Source organism: Shewanella chilikensis, from assembly GCF_002836945.1.
Taxonomy (GTDB): Bacteria; Pseudomonadota; Gammaproteobacteria; order Enterobacterales; family Shewanellaceae; genus Shewanella; species Shewanella chilikensis.
Genome location: NZ_NIJM01000014.1, coordinates 35,880 through 56,420, shown reverse-complemented (window position 1 = coordinate 56,420; position 20,541 = coordinate 35,880). Strand labels below are relative to the sequence as shown.

The window sequence follows — 20,541 nt, the reverse complement described above, 5'->3', positions numbered from 1 at the left end:
GAGGATCCTATGGCAGGAACAGAGAGACAGATAACCCTGAGGTTTTTGGCCGAGCCCGCAGACGTCAACTTTGGTGGCAAGGTACACGGCGGCGCAGTAATGAAGTGGATTGACTTGGCAGCCTATGCCTGTGCGGCCGGTTGGAGCGGTAAATACTGCATCACGGTTTACGCCGGTGGGATCAGGTTTGTCAAACCTATTCATGTGGGCAATATAGTGGAGGTGAGTGCCAAGGTGATCTATACCGGCAGTACCTCCATGCATATAGGTTTAGATGTCAAAGCCGGCGATCCCAAGGATTCAGAGCGCCAGTTAACCACTCACTGTATCGTCATCATGGTGGCGGTAGACGATGAAGGTAAACCAACGCCTGTACCTGAATGGCAGCCGACATCGGCAAGAGACATAGAGCTTAGGGATTCGGCAATCAAATTGATGGAGATGCGCAAGAAAATCGGTGCGGAAATGGAAGCACACGTTCATCCTTAAGTTTTGATTTCAAGAGCCACATTCGTGGCTCTTTTCTGTATGCGGGATGCTGAGTTTGCCTGTATCAACTTCTCCTTTACGCTGCCCCATGGCAAAATGCGGCTTAAACATCGGCTCGAATTGTCACTCTCGGCTTTGGTTTAAACTAAGAATTTTGCTTTAAACCAAAACCTTGGCTTTACGCCAAAGGTTTTGAAGCATGGCCGGCAATCGGGCCAGCCTGTTCCCGCACTTAAAACAATCAAGGAAATATCATGGCGAATGTCGCATTTCTCGGTCTAGGTGTTATGGGGTATCCCATGGCTGGGCATCTGCAAAAACAGGGACACCAGGTCACTGTTTACAACCGTACTTTCTCCAAGGCTGAGGCCTGGGCGGTAGAGTTTGGTGGGCGCTGCTGTGCAACTCCGGCCCAAGCTGCCGAGGGGCAGGACATTGTTTTTGCCTGCGTCGGCAATGATGATGACTTACGCCAGGTTGTGCTGGGAGAAGAGGGCGCTGTGCATGGTATGGCTCCGGGCAGTATCTTTGTCGATCACACTACAGCCTCATGCGATGTGGCGCGGGAGTTGGCCGCTTTGCTGGCCGAGAAGGAAATTGCTTTTATGGACGCACCTGTCTCCGGCGGTCAGGCCGGTGCCGAGAATGGGGTATTGACCATTATGGCCGGCGGCTCTGAAGCGGTATTTGCGCGGGTAAAACCTGTGATGGCTGCTTATGCCCGCTGCGCCGAACTATTGGGAGATGTTGGCGCCGGGCAGTTGACCAAGATGGTCAATCAAATCTGTATCGCTGGGGTGGTACAAGGTTTGGCCGAAGCCATGCATTTTGCCAAGAGCGCCGGGCTCGATGGCGAAAAGGTGGTTGAGGTGATCAGCAAAGGCGCGGCCCAGAGCTGGCAGATGGAAAATCGTCACAAGACCATGCTGAAGGGGGAGTATGATTTTGGATTTGCGGTGGACTGGATGCGCAAAGATTTAGGTATAGCCCTCAATGAAGCCAGACGTAATGGTTCGCATCTGCCGCTGACTGCCATGGTTGATCAGTTTTACGCAGAAGTGCAGGCTATGGGCGGCAATCGCTGGGATACTTCCAGTTTGATGGCGCGTCAGGAAAAGTGTCGCAACAAGTAATCCCCTGATAAGAAAGTCTGATCTCAGATCTGGATAAAAAGGCGCGCATGCGCGCCTGGTTCCGGGGATATCGATATTGATTACTCGGCATTCAGCGACAAAATTGCCTGAGAAGCATCCTGTTTCATCTCTGTTTTACTGTCCAGCAGGAAGACTCTTTCCGGGGCGACGGCTGCGCTGTCCACCAGGAAGGCTTTAATGGCCTGGGCCCTGGCCTGAGCCAGATTAGCCAGCTCGTTATTGCTGATCTCCTGAGCGCTGAGCAGTTGGTTGTAAAGGCCCATATGCCAGACGGTGAGCAGGGTATCTTCATCGACTTTTTCACCGTCGGCCTTTTCGGCAAGTCTTTGCTTCAATTTGTCTTTTTCTGCATCGGCGTCCAGTTTGAGCTGCTGTTCAAACAGCTCCACCAGGGTATCTGCCAGCTTACCTTGGGTAGGGAATCGACTGGCGCTCAGCTTGTCCGGTAGGGCTGTAAGCTTGCTGGCCTTGAGTAGTTGCAGCTGCAGTTTTTGCTCTGCCAGCGCCTCACTGTCTTCCCGCTGCGCCACGCTGCCTTCAATGCTCAATTGCAGCTTGGGCCTGTCATCCAGCGCCTTGGCCAGCTTGCTCAGCTTATCTTCGGCGTCAGCGTCCAGTGTGGCTATACCGGGTTGGAAAGCGACCAGGTTCAGCTCTTCATCACTGCCAACCAGACCGGCCAATAAAGAGAAGGGGGCGGTGACCGCCTTGGTGATGACATTGGTGATGGCGGTCATCACTATACTGCCGAAGCTGAAACTTGGACTGTCGAGATCGCCTGAAACCTGTAAGCCAAGATCTATCACCCCATGTCTGTCCTGCAAAAGGGCGATAGCCAAGGTAATCGGCAAACTGGTGGCCAGATCGGAATCACTGGGTTTACCCAGCTTAAGTTGATCTATCACCAGATGATTGTCTCCCTTCAGCTGGTTGTCTTCCAGTTGATAGTTGAGTGCCAAAGACAGCTGTCCCTTGTCTATATAGTAACCGGCATAGGTGCCCGAATAGGGATTCACCGAGGTCAATTCGACACTCTTGAATACCAAATCCAGATCCAGATAAGGTTTTTCCAGCAGCGGGTTCACTTCCCCCCTTAAGGTGACTGGAGCATACTTGTCTATCTTGCCCTTGATATCGACACTGGCCTTTGTTCCCGGAGTAGAGGACAGCTGGCTTATCTTGCCTTCAAGCCGCTCGATACCTGAAGCAAAGTTAGGAGTGAGGGAGTTATCGGCGAAATAGGCCGAGCCGTTGTTGATGGCAATGCTGCCGATATCCAGTTTAAATGCCTTATCAGCCGAGGCTTTGGCGTTGGTTTTTGTCTTGGCGGCCGTTTGCTGCGGCGCTTCGATTGTTTGGCTTTGCTTTGTCTGCGACTGAGCCACTGAGTTTTCACCAAGAGGTTCGGCGCGGATCAGCTCGCCGATATTAGTGCGCTTATCTTCGGTGATCATCACCTTGGCATATGGCTTATCCAGCAATATATTACTGATTTTGAGGCTGTTTGCTTCGGAATCAAAGCTCATCTCATCTATGGCCATATTCTGGCATTTCAGCAGAGGCTCAAATGCCAATCCATCCTTGATAAGCAGTTTGCCAATTGCGGCTTGTCCCTGAAAATGGGCCTTACCCTCAGCGTTGGCAATGAACTTGCCCTGAGTGCTCAACTTGCCGCTTTCAAGCTGCATATTGAGATAGGGCGCCAGATAGGGTTGGAACTGCTGTAGCTCCAACTCAGTCAGCGCCAGCTCGCCATTGACAGTGAATGCCTTGGCATCTATCGCGCCTGTGGAGCTGAACTGGCCTTGGCTGGTTTCCGGTGGGTTTTGGGCATCAGAACTCAGCGCCAGCTGCAACTGGTAGTTTATGTTTCCTTCGAAATTGGAACGCACTGGACCTGTGGTGATATCCAATGGATAGACACGCCAGTGGACACCATTGCTTTGCTGCTGCTCAAACAGATTGAGATCTGTATCTTTGAGACTGATTTTGCCAATAGTCAGCAGCCATTGCTTGTCTTGCTCCAGGGCTTTGTTTGTCTCTGAGGCTTTATGCGCTGTGGCTTTCTCTCGCGCTGTAGCATTATCTTCTACTGTGGCTTTTTCTTTCGCTGTGACTTTTTCTTTCGCTGTGACTTTTTCTTTCGCTGTGGCCTTATTTTGCGCCTCGGTTTCAGTTGCCGCCTTTGGTTGGGCTACCGCTGGTTCCACTTGAGCCTTGGCCGCGGTGTTATCTGGCTTGGCATTTGTGGCTGGCATAAAGAGCTGCTGTAGATCCAGCCCTTGCTTATCCAGGCGGGCATCGGCCCATAGGCCTTGCAGCGCCAGTTCGTCGATATCGACACTTTGGTTGTCGCCGTCCACCCGAATGTTATCCAGCGCCAACAGCGGTAACTTGACTCTGGCTCGCTGTTGGTCGGAGAACAGCAGATTTTCCAGAATAAACCGACCCTTGTGGGTACTGTAATGCAGTTGCTCTTGTTGCTGTTTCAACTGGTACTGACTTTGGAAGCTGAGTTCGCCGTCACTGAGTTTGGCAGCGATAAGCCCATCGGCAAACGGCCAGAAGGGTAGCAGGGAAATTTTGGCCAGTTGCAGCTCGCCGGTGATTTCAAGTGGCTGCAGTTGAAATTGTCCCTGAGTCTGCAATTGTCCGTTGTCGCTGCCGGTCAAGGATAGGGCATAGCGGTTGGCATCTTTCGCCAGTACAGGTTTGTTCTCGTCTTCCGGCAAACTGAGGCTATAAGCCTTGGTATCCAAAGCTTGCAGGCTGAAATTAAGCTCGTCGTAACTAAGCTCTGTATTGGCGACCTTATCCATATAAGCGAACTTACCCTCTGTTACCCGGATGTCCCGGGCAATAACTCTGGGCGGTTCGGTGGCGTCTTCTGTTGCCTCGGCTTGCGGTGCTTGATTGACTTCAAGGTGGGCAAGCATATCGCTGAAGTTGAATTGAGCTTGGTCATCCTCTGACGCAAGCCTTTGCACATTCACTTGTGGTTCAACGAGATAGATATGATCTATGGCGATGGCCCCTTGGGTCAGTGAGCGCCAAAATGCCAGTTCCAACTCAAGCTGTGTGAAAGACATAAAGACTTGCTGTGGGTTGCTCTCCTGCAGGACGAAATTATCCAGGCGGACTCTGAGAAGGAAGGGGTTGATGCTGATATCCTTCAGGCTGGCCTGACGGCCGAGCAGTTGTTGCAGTTGCTTGGGGGTTTGCGACTTTATCACCCATGGAGCAAGCCCACCAAGCAGCAGGGCGTAGAGGCTATACCCGAGGAGAAGATAGATGCTTGTCTTGATGGCGAGCGGCGCCTGGCGAAAGCGGGAAAAGAGCTGAGTCAGCACATTGGGCATAGCGGTGTGAGATCCCTTGAAGCAGGTTTGCAGCAAAAATTTGGCGTTATTCTAACGCGTATTCGGCATGCTTTGTAAGTCACTTCTGAACCTATAATCTTTGTTATCCGGCCCTGATACATATGTCATACAAAAAAGAAAATATTGCTAATTCAAGTTGCAATAATTAACAATTTTTTGCTGAACATTTCATCTGTAAGAGGGCGATACCCCAGGCCGGAAAAGTCCGGTATGTTCCGGGTCAACATAGCAAACCCAAACCATAGCTGCTGTTCGTTACTTATGCTTTGGGGCTGCTGTAAGTGATGGCAGCGATAATGGCTCCGCAGGGATCCTTTATCCAGCAAAATCGGCCTACTTGGGGAATATCTTCCGGACCAAAAAGAATATCGCCTCCTAACTCTTTGGCCTTGATAGCGACGGCGTCGATATCCTTCACGGTAATATAGCCGGTCCAGTTGCTAGGCATGGCTGGCGCCGGACTGTCAGTAATACCGCCTATGCTGATGCCGTCATTTTCTATAATGTGGTAGGGGCCTTGTGGTAACTGCATTTTTTTGAAACTCCATCCAAAAATCTCACCGTAAAACCGCATTGCCCGTTCGGAGTCACTGGCGGTTAGTTCATGCCAGCTCAAGGCTCCATGGGTGGTAAAAGGGGAGTTCATAGATAGGTTCTCCTGAAGCAGGGAGGTTGAAATCGCGCTTTTTTAGCGATTTGGTCTGGTTTATCAAACCCGTGGTGAGTTCAGTTTTGAGTTTAGCCGAATCAACCGTGTTTTGCGGTTTTCTTCGAATTGAAGTCGTAAATGTACAAGGCATCAGTGTCTTTAAGGCGTGTAATAGTGGTCGTGATATGAGTCCTGAAAGCAGATTTGAACGTGTTGGTTTTCCTGCCTGGGACGATATTTGAGACTTGGCATCAAAACATCTGTGGACCAATGTCTGAGCCAGTATCTTTGGAATTGATCAAGTGCAGCCCTTGGCCTTTTCTTGCTTTGAGGATCATCAACTGAGCCTTGATCAGCAAATAGCTGTTTGTTTTCGGGTGTCGGCTGGGATATCTATCGTTTTTGCTGCGCGTATACGCTGGGGGATTCCTGCACCATTATTCAAAGGCTGATTTAGACTGCTCCGGGCAAAGGATTGCAGCGTTCAGCGTTATAAAGAGGGCTGTTTAGTCAGGCAAGGTCAGCTACCAATAGATCTTAAGTGGACAGTTAGGTATTCTATCATTAACTTTTAAGTTGACTTGATGGCGTTATGGATATCAGTACTGCTTTGCAACGGCTACATCGTTTTGACCGTCAAGGTATCTATGTTTACACCAAAGGGAATCTTAGGCGGGTGTTTTTCGATGATACCCAGGAAGCATTTAAACAAAGCCTGCCTAGGTTGATAAAGCAGGGGATCCTGGAAAGACCCTGCCGCGGTGTATACCTGTTTGCGCTGAGCCGACGAGATTGTTTTGCGGTGGAGCATATCGCCTGTGCGCTGCGGCGTGGTGAGTATAACTATGTTTCGCTGGAATCGGCCCTGTCTGAATATGGTGCGATTTCGCAGATCCCTATCAGCTACCTTACTGTGATGACCACAGGTCGAAAGGGGGTATTCAAGACTCCCTATGGCACTATCGAATTTACCCATACCAAGCGCGATGACATGGATATTTTGCACAATACCATCAAAATTCCGCAAAGACCGCTGCGTATTGCTACAGAAGCGGCTGCCTTGAGAGACCTGAAGCGGGTTGGTCGAAACTTACATATGTTGATAGAAGAGGATTGAAGCTGGCTATGACGCTGTTTTGGATGGTATTTCATTGCATTTGCAAGCAAATTCCTCGGCAACAAAAAACAAGATTGTTGCACACTGATGACAAATGGTACCGATATACGAATGAGTTTCTTTTATAATCATAAAGTTAACTTGCGCTTTTCTATTGTTGGCAGATGGGCTAAATTATCCCAAAGGCTTCGAAGAAACAGGGCTACACAAAAAGGCCGACAATAATTAAGGTGGGTTGAAGTTGATATCCGTATATTTGGTGGATGACCATGAGTTGGTCAGAACCGGGATCCGCCGGATCCTTGAAGATGAAAAAGGCATTAAAGTTGTAGGAGAAGCTGGTGATGGTGAAGCTGCTGTGCAGTGGAGCCGGCAGAATGAAGCCGATGTGATTTTGATGGATATGAATATGCCCGGAATAGGGGGGCTTGAAGCAACCCGGAAAATTCTGCGTTATCAGCCTCATGCCAGAATCATAGTATTGACAATCCACTCAGAGGATCCCTTCCCGACCAAGGTGATGCAGGCCGGAGCTTCCGGTTATTTGACCAAGGGAGCCAAGCCGCCGGAGGTGATCCAAGCTATTCGACAGGTTGCTCACGGTCAGCGATATCTGTCACCGGAAATTGCCCAGCAGATGGCCTTGAGCCAGTTTGATCAGACGGATGAAAACCCCTTCAAATCTCTGTCTGAGCGGGAACTGCAGATCATGATGATGATCACCAATGGTGAGAAGGTCAATGATATCTCCGAGCAGTTGAACCTCAGTCCCAAGACAGTTAACAGCTACCGCTATCGCTTGTTTGCTAAACTGGGGATCAGCGGTGATGTGGAGCTGACCCGGTTGGCGATTCGTTATAAAATGCTCGATACCGGGCAGTTCTGATTTACACAGGGAGCCATGGCTCCCTCTTTCTTTTGTTGTTTTCTGTCCCTGAAATCTTTATCTCCTCAGCCGTTATTCATAGAGTGGGTTCATGCCGCAGGAATTCAATCCCAAGCTTTTTCTTAAAAATCTGACCTCGGCACCGGGCGTCTATCGTATGTACGACAGTGCCGGTAGTGTGATTTATGTGGGCAAGGCCAAAGATCTCAAGAAACGGCTATCGTCTTATTTTCGCAAGAATCTTCCTAATGTGAAGACTCAGGCGCTGGTGTCTCATATCGCTAATATCGATGTGACACTGACTCACAGTGAAACCGAAGCGCTGATCCTGGAAAACGATTACATCAAGCAGTACTTGCCGAAATACAATGTGCTGCTCAGGGATGATAAGTCTTACCCCTTTATTTTGCTGAGCCAGCACAGGCACCCCAGGCTCGCCTACCACAGGGGACCGCAGCGGGAGAAGGGGCAGTATTTTGGGCCTTATCCCAATGGTGGTGCGGTGCGTGAAAGCCTGCATTTGATGCAGAAGCTGTTTCCTATTCGTCAATGTGACGATCTCTACTACAAGGCGCGCTCGCGTCCCTGTTTGCAATACCAGCTCAAGCGTTGTAGCGCTCCTTGTGTCGGCAAGGTCTCTGATGAGGAATATCAGGAGCAGGTCAAGCTGGCAACTCTGTTTCTCAAGGGCAAGGATCAGCAGGTGCTCAGCGCCTTGGTCAAGAAAATGGAACAGGCGGCCGAGTCCATGGCTTATGAACAGGCGGCACGCTATCGGGATCAGATCATGGCGCTCAGGCGGGTGGCTGAGCAGCAGGAAGTGTCATCCAGCCATGGTGATCTTGACGTGATTGGGGTGCACTACGCCTCAGGGGTGGCCTGTTTCCATCTGTTGTTCATTCGCGAGGGTAAGATTTTTGGCAGTCGCAGTTATTACCCCAGCGTGCCGGCGCAGACCGAAATGGCTGAAGTACTCAGAGCCTTTATGCTGCAGTTTTATCTCAATGTTGATATTCAGCGTACTATCCCGCGGGAAATTCTCCTGAGTGACGGCTACGAGGAGTTGGAAGAGTTGGAACAGGTGCTGATGGAAGCGCTGAACAAGAAAGTGGCCATCCGCACCCGAGTCAGGGGTGACAGAGCCGGTTATTTGCGCCTGGCCAAGACCAATGCTACCAATGCGGTCAATACCAAGCTGGCCCACCGCAATACGGTGGAGCAAAGATTTCTGCTGCTTGAAGAGGCGCTTGAACAAAGCACCCCGATTAAACGTATGGAGTGCTTCGATATCAGTCATACCATGGGGGAGAGCACTGTGGCTTCCTGCGTGGTGTTCAATCGCGAAGGGCCGGACAAGAGCGAGTATCGGCGTTACAACATCAAGGGTATTACCCCCGGAGATGATTATGCGGCGATGAAGCAGGCCTTAACTCGCAGGTTTGATAAGGTCAGTGCCCAAGGCAAGATCCCGGATATCGTTTTTATCGATGGCGGCCTTGGGCAACTCAGAATGGCTCAGGAAGTGGTTAACGAGAAGTTTGTCGGCATAGAGGCCGTACCTACGCTTATTGGGGTCGCCAAAGGCGAAAGCCGCAAACCCGGCTTGGAAACCCTTATCTTCGGTGATACCGAAGAGAGCTTTTCACTGCCGGATGATTCGCCGGCGCTGCATCTTATTCAACATATTCGTGATGAATCCCACAGGTTTGCGATTACCGGTCATAGAAATAAACGTCAAAAGACCCGCAACACCTCAAGCTTGGAGTCTATCCCGGGGATTGGTCCCAAAAGACGCAAGGCTTTGCTGCAATATCTGGGCGGATTACAACAAGTGAAGGGGGCAAGTGTGGCAGAATTGGCAAAAGTGCCAGGGATCAGTCCAGAAATGGCTCAAACGATACACGATGCATTGCGGGGGTAGTAAAAATCAGGCAAGATTGGCGCTGCTTTTGATTATTTGGTTTTATCATGCCGTTTAATATACCCATCGCCCTTACCTGGTTTAGGTTGTTCTTACTGCCTGTTTTTGTTCTGGTATTTTACTTTCCGTACACTTGGGCGCCGTTTGTTGCTGCATTTGTTTTCTGGCTTGCAGCTATTACCGACGCCTTGGATGGGTATGCGGCCCGTAAATTGGAGCAGTCCACTCGTTTCGGTGCCTTCCTTGACCCAGTAGCCGATAAGTTGATGGTGACCACGGCTTTAGTGCTGTTGGTCGAAGATTACAACACTATCTGGCTGACCTTGCCGGCGATGTTCATGATAGGACGTGAGTTGGTAATATCAGCACTGCGTGAGTGGATGGCAGAGATAGGTAAACGCGGTGCTGTGGCGGTATCCTGGATCGGTAAATACAAGACTGCTGCCCAGATGGTGGCAATTATCGGCCTTATCTGGAAGCAAGGTGATTGGATGATATATGCCGCTTACGCCTTACTCTATGTGGCAGCTTTCTTAACCTTCTGGTCGATGATCAGCTATATCAAAGCGGCCTGGAAGGATCTGATAGCCGGTTAAAAGGCGCTAATTTGTACCTGGTTGCACAATAATGTTTCGATAAGATTATTTAGTGTCCAAGCAAACAGTTAAGCACTAATTCTTCGTTGACAGTCAGGGTTAAAAGCGTAGAATGCCAATCCGTAGTCAGGGCAGGCTCTGAATACGAAGCAAGAAAAGTGACGCGACATTAGCTCAGTTGGTAGAGCGGTACCTTGCCAAGGTACAGGTCATCGGTTCGAACCCGATATGTCGCTCCAATCTTACACGGCACTCAGATGCTGTGACCTCAAAAAGGCGCGATGGCAGAATGGCTATGCTGCGGATTGCAAATCCGTCGATCTCGGTTCGACTCCGGGTCGCGCCTCCAAATTTAATTCTCCTCATTGAATTCCCTTAAAGTCACTCCAAGCAAACTTAGCCTCTGTTCTCATGCCAAGCATACGTCTGTACCAGTTTATGTCCGTAATAGCGGCTGATTTATATCAGATCCAATCCCAGCCCCAAAGTCAGATACAAGCGTCAGTATCGTTGAAAATAAACATCGCCTTTGTGAAGGGGCAGAGAGCCTGCCCCGAGAACGGATTAATCTTGCAGCAGCGCTTGTTTCAGTGATGGGGAAGCCTTAAAGCTTGGCTGATTGCCGCCGGCAATCTCCAAGGGTTCGCCTGTTTGTGGGTTACGACCGTTGCGGGGAAGGTGGTATCTGAGCTCGAAAGTGCCGAATTGTGGCAGATAAACCTTTTCGCCTTCTCTGAGAGCCTGGGTAAGGCTGGCGAGAATATATTGCAGTTGTACTTTGGCCTGAGACATTGAGATCTGTTGTCTTTCGGCCATCTGCCGAATGAGCATTTTTCTGTTCATTATATTGCCTGTTGCTACTTTGGCAGGATTTTATATCAAAATAATCTCTATAATCACAGTCTTACGCTGATAACTGGTTGATTATCAATCGCTAATGATAAGTTGTCAGTTAAAGTCCTATATTAATCTACGGCTATTCAGCCAGTTGTCTGCAAAATATCATCGAATCACAGCGCATATTTGCCATAATTGAATTTATGTCCCGGGAGGCCGATATGACAAAGTGCGTGTTAATGCCTTTACTGATCATTCTGCTCCTCTGCAGCGCGGTCTTTACAGTGAAAGCCGATGATGCCGCGCTCAGGATCCTGAATAATCAGTTGCAGTTGCTGGCGCTGCTGCCTGAAGGGCAGGAGTTTGCCGAAGATTTACGTTCTATGAGCCGTGGAGATCTCAATTTACAGCTGGAATTGCGTGAGGGGATAGAGCAGGATATTGCCTATTTCTGGAAGCGCCACGGCGTTCCTTTGACCTTCAACACGCTACCTCCTGATGCGGATTCGCTCAGCCGAGCGCTGGCGCTGGAACCTCAGGGGGATGACTATCTGGCCACCAGCAGCCGGATACGCTATTTGATCTGGCTCGCTGAGCGGCATCAATGGCCCAGGTTGGACCCAGGTGGTTGGCTGAGCCCAGGTGACAGCCATCTGCTGATCCCGACGATTGCCAGGCGTTTATATTGGCTTGGTGATCTTGGAGAGACTCCGGGAAATGACAAGCTTTATTCACCGCAGTTGGTTTCGGCGGTAGAAGCGTTTCAGTCCCGCCACGGGCTTAAAACCGATGCCATCATTGGTCCAGATACACTGCGTTGGCTCAATACTGAACCATTGCAACGTGCCCGCATGCTGGCCGGCAACTTTGTCGCTCGCACCGTTTACAAACAGCAACTGGGGAAGCGTTACTTGTTGGTTAATATCCCGGCGTTTGAGTTGACTCTGGTGGATGACAACCAGGTGCAGTTGCGCTCCCGGGTCATAGTCGGTAAACCCTATCGGCAAACCCCACTGCTCAGCAGTGAGATAACCAACATAGTTTTGAATCCAACCTGGACTGTGCCAAGGGGCATATTGAGGCGCGACTTACTGCCGCAGATCCGTAAAGACGGTGAATATCTGCAGCAGCGGCATTTCAATGTCTATGATTATCAGGGCAATAAAGTTGAAGAGAGTGCCGAAGCCTGGCAAAAAGAGGCGAGTGGCCGTTTCCCTTATCGGTTGGTGCAGCAACCGGGTGCCGATAATGCCCTGGGGCGTTACAAATTTCACTTCAGCAATGGCTTTAATGTTTATCTGCATGACACACCGGACAAGCATCTGTTTGCCAAGGCTAATCGCGCCTTGTCATCCGGTTGTATTCGAGTCGACAAGGTGGAAGAGTTGGCGTCTTGGATGGCCAATAATCTGGTGCGGGATAAGAGAAGCTGGCAGCGGATGCAGAGTGATTATCAAACCACTCAATGGTTTGCCTTCGAACAGCGCCTGCCAGTTCATCTGGTTTATTGGACAGCCTGGATAGATGAGTGGGAAAGAACGCAATTTCGCAGCGACATCTATCAGTTGAGTCCCGGGGTTAAGGTGGCTACTCAGGCACAGATGAGATTGGATACTGAATGGGCTAACAAGCCTGAGCCGCGGTCGGGCGGGGAAGCGCATTTGTTAGGCCCTTGAGGTTTACCGACATTATCTTCAACGGATTTTTTGCCGTTTTGACGGAGCGTTAAGCCTGTTGCACTAACTTAATATGGCACAAGGGATTATCCCATTTTTCACCTATTCTCCGGGAAAAGTTTACCTGCGCTGGGTCCAAATCGGCGCTTGACCTTGGCGTTAATCCCGTATAATTTGCCGCCTTGTGGTTGTTTTTTGTGCAAGGTGAATAAGTGTCAGTAGTATGTCCTGCCCGTAGGCAGTTGTTGATGGGTCTTGGTGGCGCGGCAATGGTTTCTATGCTTCCTTCAAAAGCGATGGCGAGTCGGTCTACCAAAGGTAGTCGATACCTGAGTTTTTATAATCGCCATACAGGGGAGCGTGGCGATGGGACTTATTGGAAAGACGGTCATTATCAGAGTAGCACTCTGTCTCAGTTTAGCCATCTGCTTAGGGATCATCGGCAGAACCTCGCAGCTCCCATGGATAAACGTTTGTTTGATCTCCTGTTCAATCTGCAGCAGACGTTGTCGATTTCTGAAGAGATCCACGTGATTTCAGGTTATCGTTCGCCTAAAACCAATGCCATGTTGGCCGGTAAGAGTAACGGTGTCGCCAAGAAGAGTTACCATATGCGGGGTATGGCGATGGATATCGCGATCCCCGGTGTTAACCTTCAGACTTTGCGTGAGGCTGCCCTGTCATTAAAACTAGGGGGAGTCGGTTATTATCCGAAGTCGGGATTTGTCCACATTGACTGCGGACCGGTGCGCAGTTGGTAGGTTTTTCTACCACAGAAAAGTTGGTTTCTGCCCTGCGGATAAAGCTCTGTTCGCGGGGTTTTCTGTCTTCCAGCAGTACCATCAACTCGCTGAACTGGAATCTGAGACGTAACAGCTCACGGGTTTGCTGCCAGTCGGCGACCAAGGTGTTGAGTCTGTCATAAAAGAGGGCATCTGAGCTCAATTGCTCGATAAGATCCGGGCAGCTGCAGGCACGCATCAGGTGTAACAGATGGCCGCTTTTCTGCTGATTACAGGCAAGAAACTCCAATAAAATCAGGTCGAGCTTCTCCTGTTGAAAGGGAGCATGTTCGATCAGGTAATGGAGTTCCGCTGCTAGTTTATAGCACAGGCTATCATCCCGTATCAGTTGCTGCAGATTGGCGTTCATCGGCCTGCTTCATGTAATAAAACCAGATTACTGAAAGCAGGGTAGCAGCAGCTCGATGGAAAAATTGTGATCTCGATCAGGGTAAAACCTCTGCTAAGCAATGGCTTTTCTTAATGATTACAGATGTTACAGATGAGCAACAGCATGATAGGGGGAAAAGTAGGCTTTTCTTTTACCTTTAAAGGCCAAATCAACTTGTTTGGTTTGCTGCCTTTGTGCTAGTATTCGCCCGCTTTATATGAAGGCAGCTATTGGTCGAAAATAGTTGCCAGTTATTGACTATCTAAAGAGTATTATTATGTCTTACACTATTCCAGCACAAACCCGCACTGAGATTGGGAAAGGTTCGAGCCGCCGCCTGCGTCGTGACGGGAAAGTTCCAGGTGTTATCTATGGCGCCGGCAAAGAAGCCGTTGCCATCGTGTTTGAACACAAAGATATCATCAACATCCAAACCAACGAAGACTTTTATACCAGCGATCTGACCATAGTTCTGGACGGTAAAGAAGTTAAAGTACGTGCCCAGGCTATGCAGCGTCACGTATTTAAGCCAATGATTGAGCACGTAGACTTCGTTTACGCTTAATTTATAATTGGATGTTGAAAAGCGCCCTCAGGGCGCTTTTTTTATGTCTGTATTTGGGATTTTGAGCTGCAGGGACAGTTTAAGTCGCATTTTATATCCCGGCCAGCAGGGATAAGCAGCGGATACCCGCAAGGCGGGCATCCGCTACCATGAGAGTTTACAGCTTAAAGATCAAAGCTGTAGTAGATATCCAATGATTGGCCCAGAGTACCGGATACACTTTCCAGGTAGAGCTGCGATAACAGATAGTAGCGTACCGTCATTTCATAACCCGGATTGAATACACCGACACCGTATTTGATCATCAAGTCTTTGCCAATATAGCCACTGATGGCGACTTTACCATCATCATTGGTATCCAACTGCACATTGGAGAAACCAAACATCTCCACCAGCCCAGCGGCTGTGTCACCCAAGGTAGAAATGGCGCCACCATCAACCTGAGAGCTCAGCGATAACGCGGCGCCCATCATCAATGAGTTATTTTGCTCGTTACCTGCGCCAAAACCTTTCCCCTGAACGATATAGGAAATGATCTCCGCCTGCTCCTTGGCCGGGTTGGAGAATAACGTCACTATCGGTTTTTTGGGAGTGCCTGTAATACGTACCCCAGCGGTAATATCTTCATCGCGGATCTCCCGAACGGCTTCGATATTGAGGTTGGGGATCTGCATAGGCCCTACAAACTGTACCGCACCTGTGGCAATTTTCAGCGTCTGACCCATGAATTTATAGCTGCCGTTAACCACCTTGATATCACCAAAGAGTTGCGGCGGTTTCTGGGGCGCTTGTTGCATCCGCAAGGTACCCACCAACATCCCTTTGAGGCCCATACCATCGATAGCCAGTTTATCACCGACATCTATGTTCAGATTGGCACTCAGGGCCATGGGCGATGCTTTGACTTCCTGCTCGGAAATGGAGTCACTGAACACCACATCGGATGATACACTCACTCCGCCGGCCGGCAGTTGCACCACCTTGATGTTGCCGGAAGGCACCTTGATCTCGCCCGAAATATCGAGTGCGTCCGGGCTGAAATGCAGTTGAATATCCGGACTGATATTGACAATTGCCAGCGGCGGTTGAATAACACCGAGTTCTTGTCCCTTGAGCTGGATATCGCCACTGAATTGACCCTGTGGCCAGCGCAGTTGACCGCTGAGATTGGCTTGGCCGCTGCCCATCATCCATTGGCCCCGGAGCTCGGCCATTTGGCCGGCAAAAGCCAGATCCAGGGAGATTTGCTCCAGTTTAGTCGGGTTGGCTGTACTGGCCAGTTCACCATCTCGTAGGCTGAGTTGACCACTGAGCTCCGGGTTATTGAGGCTACCAGCCAACTTCAAGTTGGCTGCAAGTAGACCCTCAACGGTTTCGAGCTGCGGCATAAACTGACCAAGCAGTTGCAGGTTGACCTTGTCAATATTGACGTAACCACTGAGGCTGCGATCCGGGGTTACCTTGATATCCAACTGGCTTTCCCAGCGGGCCAGAGCATCAGAATTGAACAGAATATGGCTTCTTAACGCATCATCGTCCAAGGTGGCCTTGAGTGTCAGTGCCTGATAGTCGATGCTGGCGCTGGCTTGCTGTTTGCGTTTAAGGCTTACCGTTCCGGGGGCCAACTGGAAGCTGAGATTGCCCTGTGGACGCGCGCCGGGTTGCCAGGCGACGGCTGCATCCATTGAGGCTTCACCCTGCCAAGTGAATCGCTCGGGTAACAGCTTGGCCAGCAGTTGCCCGGGTTGCCCCTGATAGTGCAACTTGGCTTCGCCTTTGTCGGTGAGGATGACATTATCGGTTAAGCAGAGTTGGCTGGATGGATGACTTAAACAAAAGGCGCTGAGCTCGCCTCGGTTTTGCTTTAGATCCCAGTCCAGTGACGCAGTTTGTTCAAGCTGCCATAGTCCCAGAATGGATCCCACGTTGAATCTGCTAAGTTCTACCTTGGCCTTTTGTTTGGCGAGATCCAGTTTACTGTGGATGGCAGTATCCAGTTGCAGATCGCCCTCGGTTTCCAGCCCCAACTTCTGCTGCTGTTCATTGCCCTTGGCTCTGAGAGTGATACTATCAAGATGAATACCTGCACCGTCAAACTCACCTGTTTTCAGCGATAAGGCAAACTCATGCAGATCCAGTGGTGCATAGAGCGCCTTGAGGCGACTGCCGCTGAGATTAAAATCGCCAAATTTGATACTCTGGGTCTCGGCATTGAGCTGTACCTGCGGGTGTTTGGCATCGCCCACTACTTGGATATCGGCAGTTAAAGCACCAAACGCCTCGGGATGCCAGAGATTGAAGTCGGGCACGTCCAACGTGGCGCTGAGATCCCATTGCTCTTTGGCGCTGCCGGAAAGGTCCAGGCGGGTATTGAGTGCCCGCAGCGATAATCCTTGGCTGCTGAGCTCAAGCGAATCATCTATTTCCAAATCGCCTGTCAGTGCAAATGGCAGGCGGTCCAGTAAGCCTTGAAGTTGGGCTTGCTTGAGACTTACTCGCCATTTGCCTTCCTGCCAGCTGCCACGAGTGGCAAGCTGGCCGCTAATATCGCTGGATGGGATCACTGGCTTATCTTCAACCTGGCTTTCATCGGATTTGCTCCCGTTAGCTTGGCTTTGTGCGCTGCCAGCCTCGACGTCGCTGGTGCTTTTATTTTTGGCTACTTGGCTATTTGCTTCTTTTTCTTTGGCAGTTTGCTCCGCAGGCGGCAGATTGATCGCGCCGCTGTTGAAATGAGATAGTTCAAGCTTTGCATCCCAGGCTATGGCTTGGGCATAATCCAGCGTCCCCTGAAGCATTACTTTACCGGCGCTGCTGTCACTGCTGAACTCTTCAATCTTGAGCTTTTGGTCCTGATGTGCCAGGCGGGTATTGAGGAGTAGTTCGGGGTAGAAGGGGGTACTTAATTGTGCAACCAGATTGGCGGTTTGTTGCTTGAGATCGCCGCTGCTTTCAAGTTCTAGTCCGTTGACACTGTACTGAGCCTGGTCAAAGGGCCAGTAAAGCTCTCCTTCCGAGACATTCAGCGAATAGGGCAGTTCCGGCTTGGCAAGGTTGATGCTGGCATTGAGTGCCAGGCTCTGCTTGCCACTGAGTTTGGCCTTGAGCTGCAAGTCGCTGAAATCGCCTTTGAGGGCGAGATCCAGTTGTTGCTGCTCGAGCCCCGGCAGTTCAGATAAACGCTGTAACTCCAGTTGCGCCGTCAGTGCCATGGGCCAGTGCTTATCCAGAGTCAGTTCACCTTCCAGTGACAGACTGGCATCTGTGTGTTTGGCATAAAACTCGTTGACCCGCAGCTCGGTGCCTATGTAGCTGGCACTGAGACGCAGTTCCTGGAAGCTGTCATCCCTGCCCAAAATCTGCAGACGCGAGTTCTGCAATTCGGCATGTTTTAAATAGATGGGGAAGGGCATGGCAACCTTTGGCATGTTTGCCAGCACCCATTGTTCAGTCTCGGTTTTTTGCGCCGCTTTTTGTTGCTTAGCCGCGGCGGCTGATTTGTCTTTGTCTGCCGCTTGCGCTTCTGCCGCATTAGCCTCGGGGAGCAGCACGCTGAGCCCGCGGCTCTCAAGCTGGATGACTTGTAACCCACTTTCCTGCCAATTGGCTGCGGTATTCAATGCCGCAGCATCAAAGTGCATCTCATCGACCCGCACTTGAATATCCGTGAGGCTTGCTTGTTTCAGGCTGATGCCAAAGGGTAATACCAGTTCTTCCGAGTTGGGCGTATCTTCCTCTGCAGTTGAATCTGAGGCGAAGGCCTGAGTGTCTATGTCGACCTGGGTTGTTGTTAATTCCAGGGTGTCGACACATACCTGTTTTTGCAAAAGGCACGCAGGTTGCCAGGCAAGGGTAACGGCATCTACATCGACACTGATACCGTCCATCTGCCAATGAAGCTGTTTGAGTTGCAGCTCCCGGTTCAGGGTGCCGGAAGCATATTCCAGCTCCAGATCCGGTACTAAAGCACTGGCAATAAATACCGCCAGATGGCTACCGGGCGCCGTGCCCAGCAAGAGTGCCAACAGTACCAACAAGCCGAGCGGAATGTACAAGAGGGTACGGGTAGACCACTTCAGCCACTTGAGCCAGCGGGGAGACGGTTTCTTTGCCCTTTGTTTGTTGCTTGAGTTGGGTTCCTGCTGCATTGGGGTTTGGCTCATAATTCTGTCCCCATGGTCAGGTGAATACGCCAGGGCCTGTCTTCGGCATCGGATTCGTGCAGGCCAAAGCCCACATCCAGTTTGATGGGACCTATGGGGGATATCCAGTGAATACCACCGCCTACGGAAACCACAGGATCAAATTGATTGACATCAAAGGCGTTACCGGCATCGACAAAGGTACCCACACGCCAGCTTGGGGTCAGGTAATATTGATACTCCAGGCTACCGACAGCCAGATAGCGGCCACCGACAACTTCCCGAGACAGGCCGCCCTTGTCATTGGTGTAATCCAGGTGGGGGCCGAGTTCTTGATAGCTGTAACCGCGAATACTCTGATCACCGCCGGCAAAATAACGCAGTGAGGGAGGAATGATCGCCAGATCGCCTTCGGCCGCCAGATTGATCCCGAGATCGAGACGGGAGACAAATCTGTGCTTGTCAAAGAAAGTCTCAATCCATTTGAACTTGGCCTGCATCCGGGTCAGGCGAACATCTGAACCCAGTGAAGGGTCGGCATATTCAACGCTATAGAGTTGCCTGAAACCCGACTTGGGATCCAGACTGTTATCGCCGCGGCTGGTCTTGGAGAGGGTGGTGCCAAACAGCAGGAATTGTGGGTCATAATCAACGCCTGACTGGGTATAGCTTTCCTGAATTGCCTCCAGCGAGTAATTGAGAAGCCAACCGTTATTGAGCCGCTTGCTGCGGCCAACCCCGAAAAGCTTCTTGGTCGATTCCAACTGACCTGTATTGCTAAAGTCCCTATCCTCTGGCACATAGTCTTGAGTAACACCGTATTTGTCCCTTAGCAGGCCGACACGGATCTTGAGCTGATCATCCAAAGGGTGAGTCAGGGGTATGGTATAAGTCGAGAGGAATTTAGGTCTGTCTCTCGACCATTCTATGCTGGTTTCCTGAGAGTGGCCGTAACTGTTGAGCTGCGGAGTACGCCAAGTCACTCTGACTCTGGGATCCAGATTACTGTCTGTACTGGAGCCGATATCAGCCCCCAGACCCAGCTCTATAGAATGATCCGGTCTTGGGCTCAGTTCGACCCGCACAGGTATGCTGTCTTCCGTCAACTTGTCAATTTGAGGTAACACCTTGATATTGGAAAAATAGCCGGTATCCAACAACTCTTGATTAAGCTGTGTGACTTTGCGGGTACTGTAGGGGGCGCCGGGTTGGAATGGCAGTAAATCTTCGAGCAATTGCGGTTGTAGGCTGTGGCCCTCAAAGCTCACATCGCCAAACTTGTAGCGCTTGCCCGAGTCAAAATACAGGTTGAGTTGTGCCAGGTTGAGATCGCGATTCACGCGGATCTCCGATTTCTGATAATGGCCGTCAAAATAGCCTCGAGCCAGCGCCAGCGAGATTAGCTGCGATTTTATCCGCTCATAATCACCGTGGTTGAGAGGATCGCCTGGTTTGATCTTGATTTGGCTGAGCCAGCGATTGATCCAGGGATCGTTTAGCACTTCGCCTTCGAGGCGGATATCGATCCATTGCAAACGGGTGACTTCCCCTGGGGTAATTGTAAGCTTGAGCTCCCACGGCCCTTGTTCGTTTTCCTTGAGTTCCTGTTCCAGTTCGCCATGGTAATAGCCCATGGATTCCAGCGCGGCCTCGACACTGTCGCTGACATTAAACAGATAGGCACGGCGTTGCACCTCGGATTCAGGAAAGTTGCCCAAGTGTGCGCGGATATTTTTTTCAAGCTCACCCGATACCCCTTCGATGCGGAGATTAAGCAGAGGATCATCGGCGCTATTTGCTCGGGGGCTGGCCAGCATGATCGACGCAAAACTCAGGATATACGCGGGAAAGCGACTGTTTTTGGTCAAGGAAATCAGAACTTTTGTTTAATGTAACATTGTTGCATTGTCGCCTCTGATCTCGGCTCAGGCAAGTAACAGATTGCCATCCGGACCT

At 50.5% G+C, this 20,541-nt stretch carries 15 protein-coding genes and 2 tRNA genes; 11 read left to right on the top strand and 6 right to left on the bottom strand.

Going from position 1 to position 20,541, the window contains the following annotated elements; all coding sequences use genetic code 11:
* The first annotated feature begins 9 nt into the window (after positions 1-9).
* Positions 10-489 (top strand): acyl-CoA thioesterase, encoded by a 480-nt coding sequence (locus CX651_RS07330; RefSeq protein ID WP_101055152.1) that lies wholly within the window; start codon positions 10-12, stop codon positions 487-489.
* 254 nt (positions 490-743) lie between these two features.
* A complete protein-coding gene (locus CX651_RS07325) occupies positions 744-1,622 on the top strand; it encodes an NAD(P)-dependent oxidoreductase (RefSeq protein ID WP_101055150.1) in 879 nt (292 codons plus the stop codon).
* A gap of 80 nt (positions 1,623-1,702) precedes the next feature.
* Here CX651_RS07325 and CX651_RS07320 read toward each other — a convergent pair whose 3' ends face one another.
* A complete protein-coding gene (locus CX651_RS07320) occupies positions 1,703-5,002 on the bottom strand; it encodes a DUF748 domain-containing protein (protein WP_101055148.1) in 3,300 nt (1,099 codons plus the stop codon).
* 280 nt (positions 5,003-5,282) lie between these two features.
* On the bottom strand, positions 5,283-5,669 hold the full coding sequence (locus CX651_RS07315; protein WP_101055146.1) for a VOC family protein: 387 nt from the start codon (positions 5,667-5,669) through the stop codon (positions 5,283-5,285).
* Between the two features lie 595 nt (positions 5,670-6,264).
* On the opposite strand from CX651_RS07315, the gene abiEi reads away from it, so the two are divergent.
* From abiEi to CX651_RS07285, 6 genes are all read left to right on the top strand, one after another.
* Positions 6,265-6,789: a type IV toxin-antitoxin system AbiEi family antitoxin gene (gene abiEi, locus CX651_RS07310; RefSeq protein ID WP_101055144.1), complete on the top strand. Its 525-nt coding sequence runs from the start codon at positions 6,265-6,267 to the stop codon at positions 6,787-6,789.
* A 241-nt stretch (positions 6,790-7,030) separates the two neighbouring features.
* Entirely contained in the window at positions 7,031-7,675 is a 645-nt protein-coding gene (uvrY, locus tag CX651_RS07305) for a UvrY/SirA/GacA family response regulator transcription factor (protein ID WP_025009635.1), read from the top strand.
* A gap of 91 nt (positions 7,676-7,766) precedes the next feature.
* On the top strand, positions 7,767-9,596 hold the full coding sequence (gene uvrC, locus CX651_RS07300) for an excinuclease ABC subunit UvrC (RefSeq protein ID WP_101055142.1): 1,830 nt from the start codon (positions 7,767-7,769) through the stop codon (positions 9,594-9,596).
* 47 nt (positions 9,597-9,643) lie between these two features.
* Positions 9,644-10,192, top strand: a complete 549-nt coding sequence (gene pgsA, locus CX651_RS07295; RefSeq protein WP_039033280.1) for a CDP-diacylglycerol--glycerol-3-phosphate 3-phosphatidyltransferase — start codon at positions 9,644-9,646, stop codon at positions 10,190-10,192.
* A gap of 163 nt (positions 10,193-10,355) precedes the next feature.
* Positions 10,356-10,431: transfer RNA gene (locus tag CX651_RS07290), tRNA-Gly, on the top strand.
* Between the two features lie 36 nt (positions 10,432-10,467).
* A tRNA-Cys gene (locus CX651_RS07285) sits at positions 10,468-10,541 on the top strand.
* Between the two features lie 215 nt (positions 10,542-10,756).
* Here the strand turns inward: CX651_RS07285 and CX651_RS07280 are convergent.
* A complete protein-coding gene (locus CX651_RS07280) occupies positions 10,757-11,035 on the bottom strand; it encodes an HU family DNA-binding protein (protein WP_101055140.1) in 279 nt (92 codons plus the stop codon).
* A gap of 215 nt (positions 11,036-11,250) precedes the next feature.
* On the opposite strand from CX651_RS07280, the gene CX651_RS07275 reads away from it, so the two are divergent.
* Both CX651_RS07275 and CX651_RS07270 read left to right on the top strand, forming a co-directional pair.
* On the top strand, positions 11,251-12,705 hold the full coding sequence (locus CX651_RS07275) for a L,D-transpeptidase family protein (RefSeq protein ID WP_229839770.1): 1,455 nt from the start codon (positions 11,251-11,253) through the stop codon (positions 12,703-12,705).
* Between the two features lie 212 nt (positions 12,706-12,917).
* Complete coding sequence (locus tag CX651_RS07270) at positions 12,918-13,466, top strand: DUF882 domain-containing protein (protein ID WP_101055135.1); 549 nt, start codon at positions 12,918-12,920, stop codon at positions 13,464-13,466.
* On the opposite strand, the gene CX651_RS19960 is transcribed toward CX651_RS07270, so the two are convergent.
* Entirely contained in the window at positions 13,354-13,857 is a 504-nt protein-coding gene (locus CX651_RS19960) for a hypothetical protein (RefSeq protein ID WP_165564994.1), read from the bottom strand. The genes CX651_RS07270 and CX651_RS19960 overlap by 113 nt on opposite strands.
* 298 nt (positions 13,858-14,155) lie before the next feature.
* Here CX651_RS19960 and rplY point away from each other — a divergent pair, with 298 nt between their 5' ends.
* Entirely contained in the window at positions 14,156-14,443 is a 288-nt protein-coding gene (gene rplY / locus CX651_RS07265) for a 50S ribosomal protein L25 (protein ID WP_039033277.1), read from the top strand.
* 164 nt (positions 14,444-14,607) lie between these two features.
* Here rplY and tamB read toward each other — a convergent pair whose 3' ends face one another.
* Together tamB and CX651_RS07255 are read right to left on the bottom strand one after the other, a co-directional pair.
* A complete protein-coding gene (gene tamB / locus CX651_RS07260) occupies positions 14,608-18,606 on the bottom strand; it encodes an autotransporter assembly complex protein TamB (RefSeq protein WP_101055133.1) in 3,999 nt (1,332 codons plus the stop codon).
* A complete protein-coding gene (locus tag CX651_RS07255; protein WP_101055196.1) occupies positions 18,603-20,402 on the bottom strand; it encodes an autotransporter assembly complex protein TamA in 1,800 nt (599 codons plus the stop codon). The genes tamB and CX651_RS07255 overlap by 4 nt, the downstream gene beginning before the upstream one ends.
* Between the last annotated feature and the right edge of the window lie 139 nt (positions 20,403-20,541).

Bases quoted from the DNA above. Each gene is read 5' to 3' on its own strand.
- CX651_RS07330 (WP_101055152.1), top strand. From the start codon at position 10: ATGGCAGGAACAGAGAGACAGATAACCCTGAGGTTTTTGGCCGAGCCC.
- CX651_RS07325 (WP_101055150.1), top strand. From the start codon at position 744: ATGGCGAATGTCGCATTTCTCGGTCTAGGTGTTATGGGGTATCCCATG.
- CX651_RS07320 (WP_101055148.1), bottom strand. From the start codon at position 5,002: ATGCCCAATGTGCTGACTCAGCTCTTTTCCCGCTTTCGCCAGGCGCCG.
- CX651_RS07315 (WP_101055146.1), bottom strand. From the start codon at position 5,669: ATGAACTCCCCTTTTACCACCCATGGAGCCTTGAGCTGGCATGAACTA.
- abiEi (WP_101055144.1), top strand. From the start codon at position 6,265: ATGGATATCAGTACTGCTTTGCAACGGCTACATCGTTTTGACCGTCAA.
- uvrC (WP_101055142.1), top strand. From the start codon at position 7,767: ATGCCGCAGGAATTCAATCCCAAGCTTTTTCTTAAAAATCTGACCTCG.
- pgsA (WP_039033280.1), top strand. From the start codon at position 9,644: ATGCCGTTTAATATACCCATCGCCCTTACCTGGTTTAGGTTGTTCTTA.
- CX651_RS07280 (WP_101055140.1), bottom strand. From the start codon at position 11,035: ATGAACAGAAAAATGCTCATTCGGCAGATGGCCGAAAGACAACAGATC.
- CX651_RS07275 (WP_229839770.1), top strand. From the start codon at position 11,251: ATGACAAAGTGCGTGTTAATGCCTTTACTGATCATTCTGCTCCTCTGC.
- CX651_RS19960 (WP_165564994.1), bottom strand. From the start codon at position 13,857: ATGAACGCCAATCTGCAGCAACTGATACGGGATGATAGCCTGTGCTAT.
- rplY (WP_039033277.1), top strand. From the start codon at position 14,156: ATGTCTTACACTATTCCAGCACAAACCCGCACTGAGATTGGGAAAGGT.
- tamB (WP_101055133.1), bottom strand. From the start codon at position 18,606: ATGAGCCAAACCCCAATGCAGCAGGAACCCAACTCAAGCAACAAACAA.
- CX651_RS07255 (WP_101055196.1), bottom strand. From the start codon at position 20,402: ATGCTGGCCAGCCCCCGAGCAAATAGCGCCGATGATCCTCTGCTTAAT.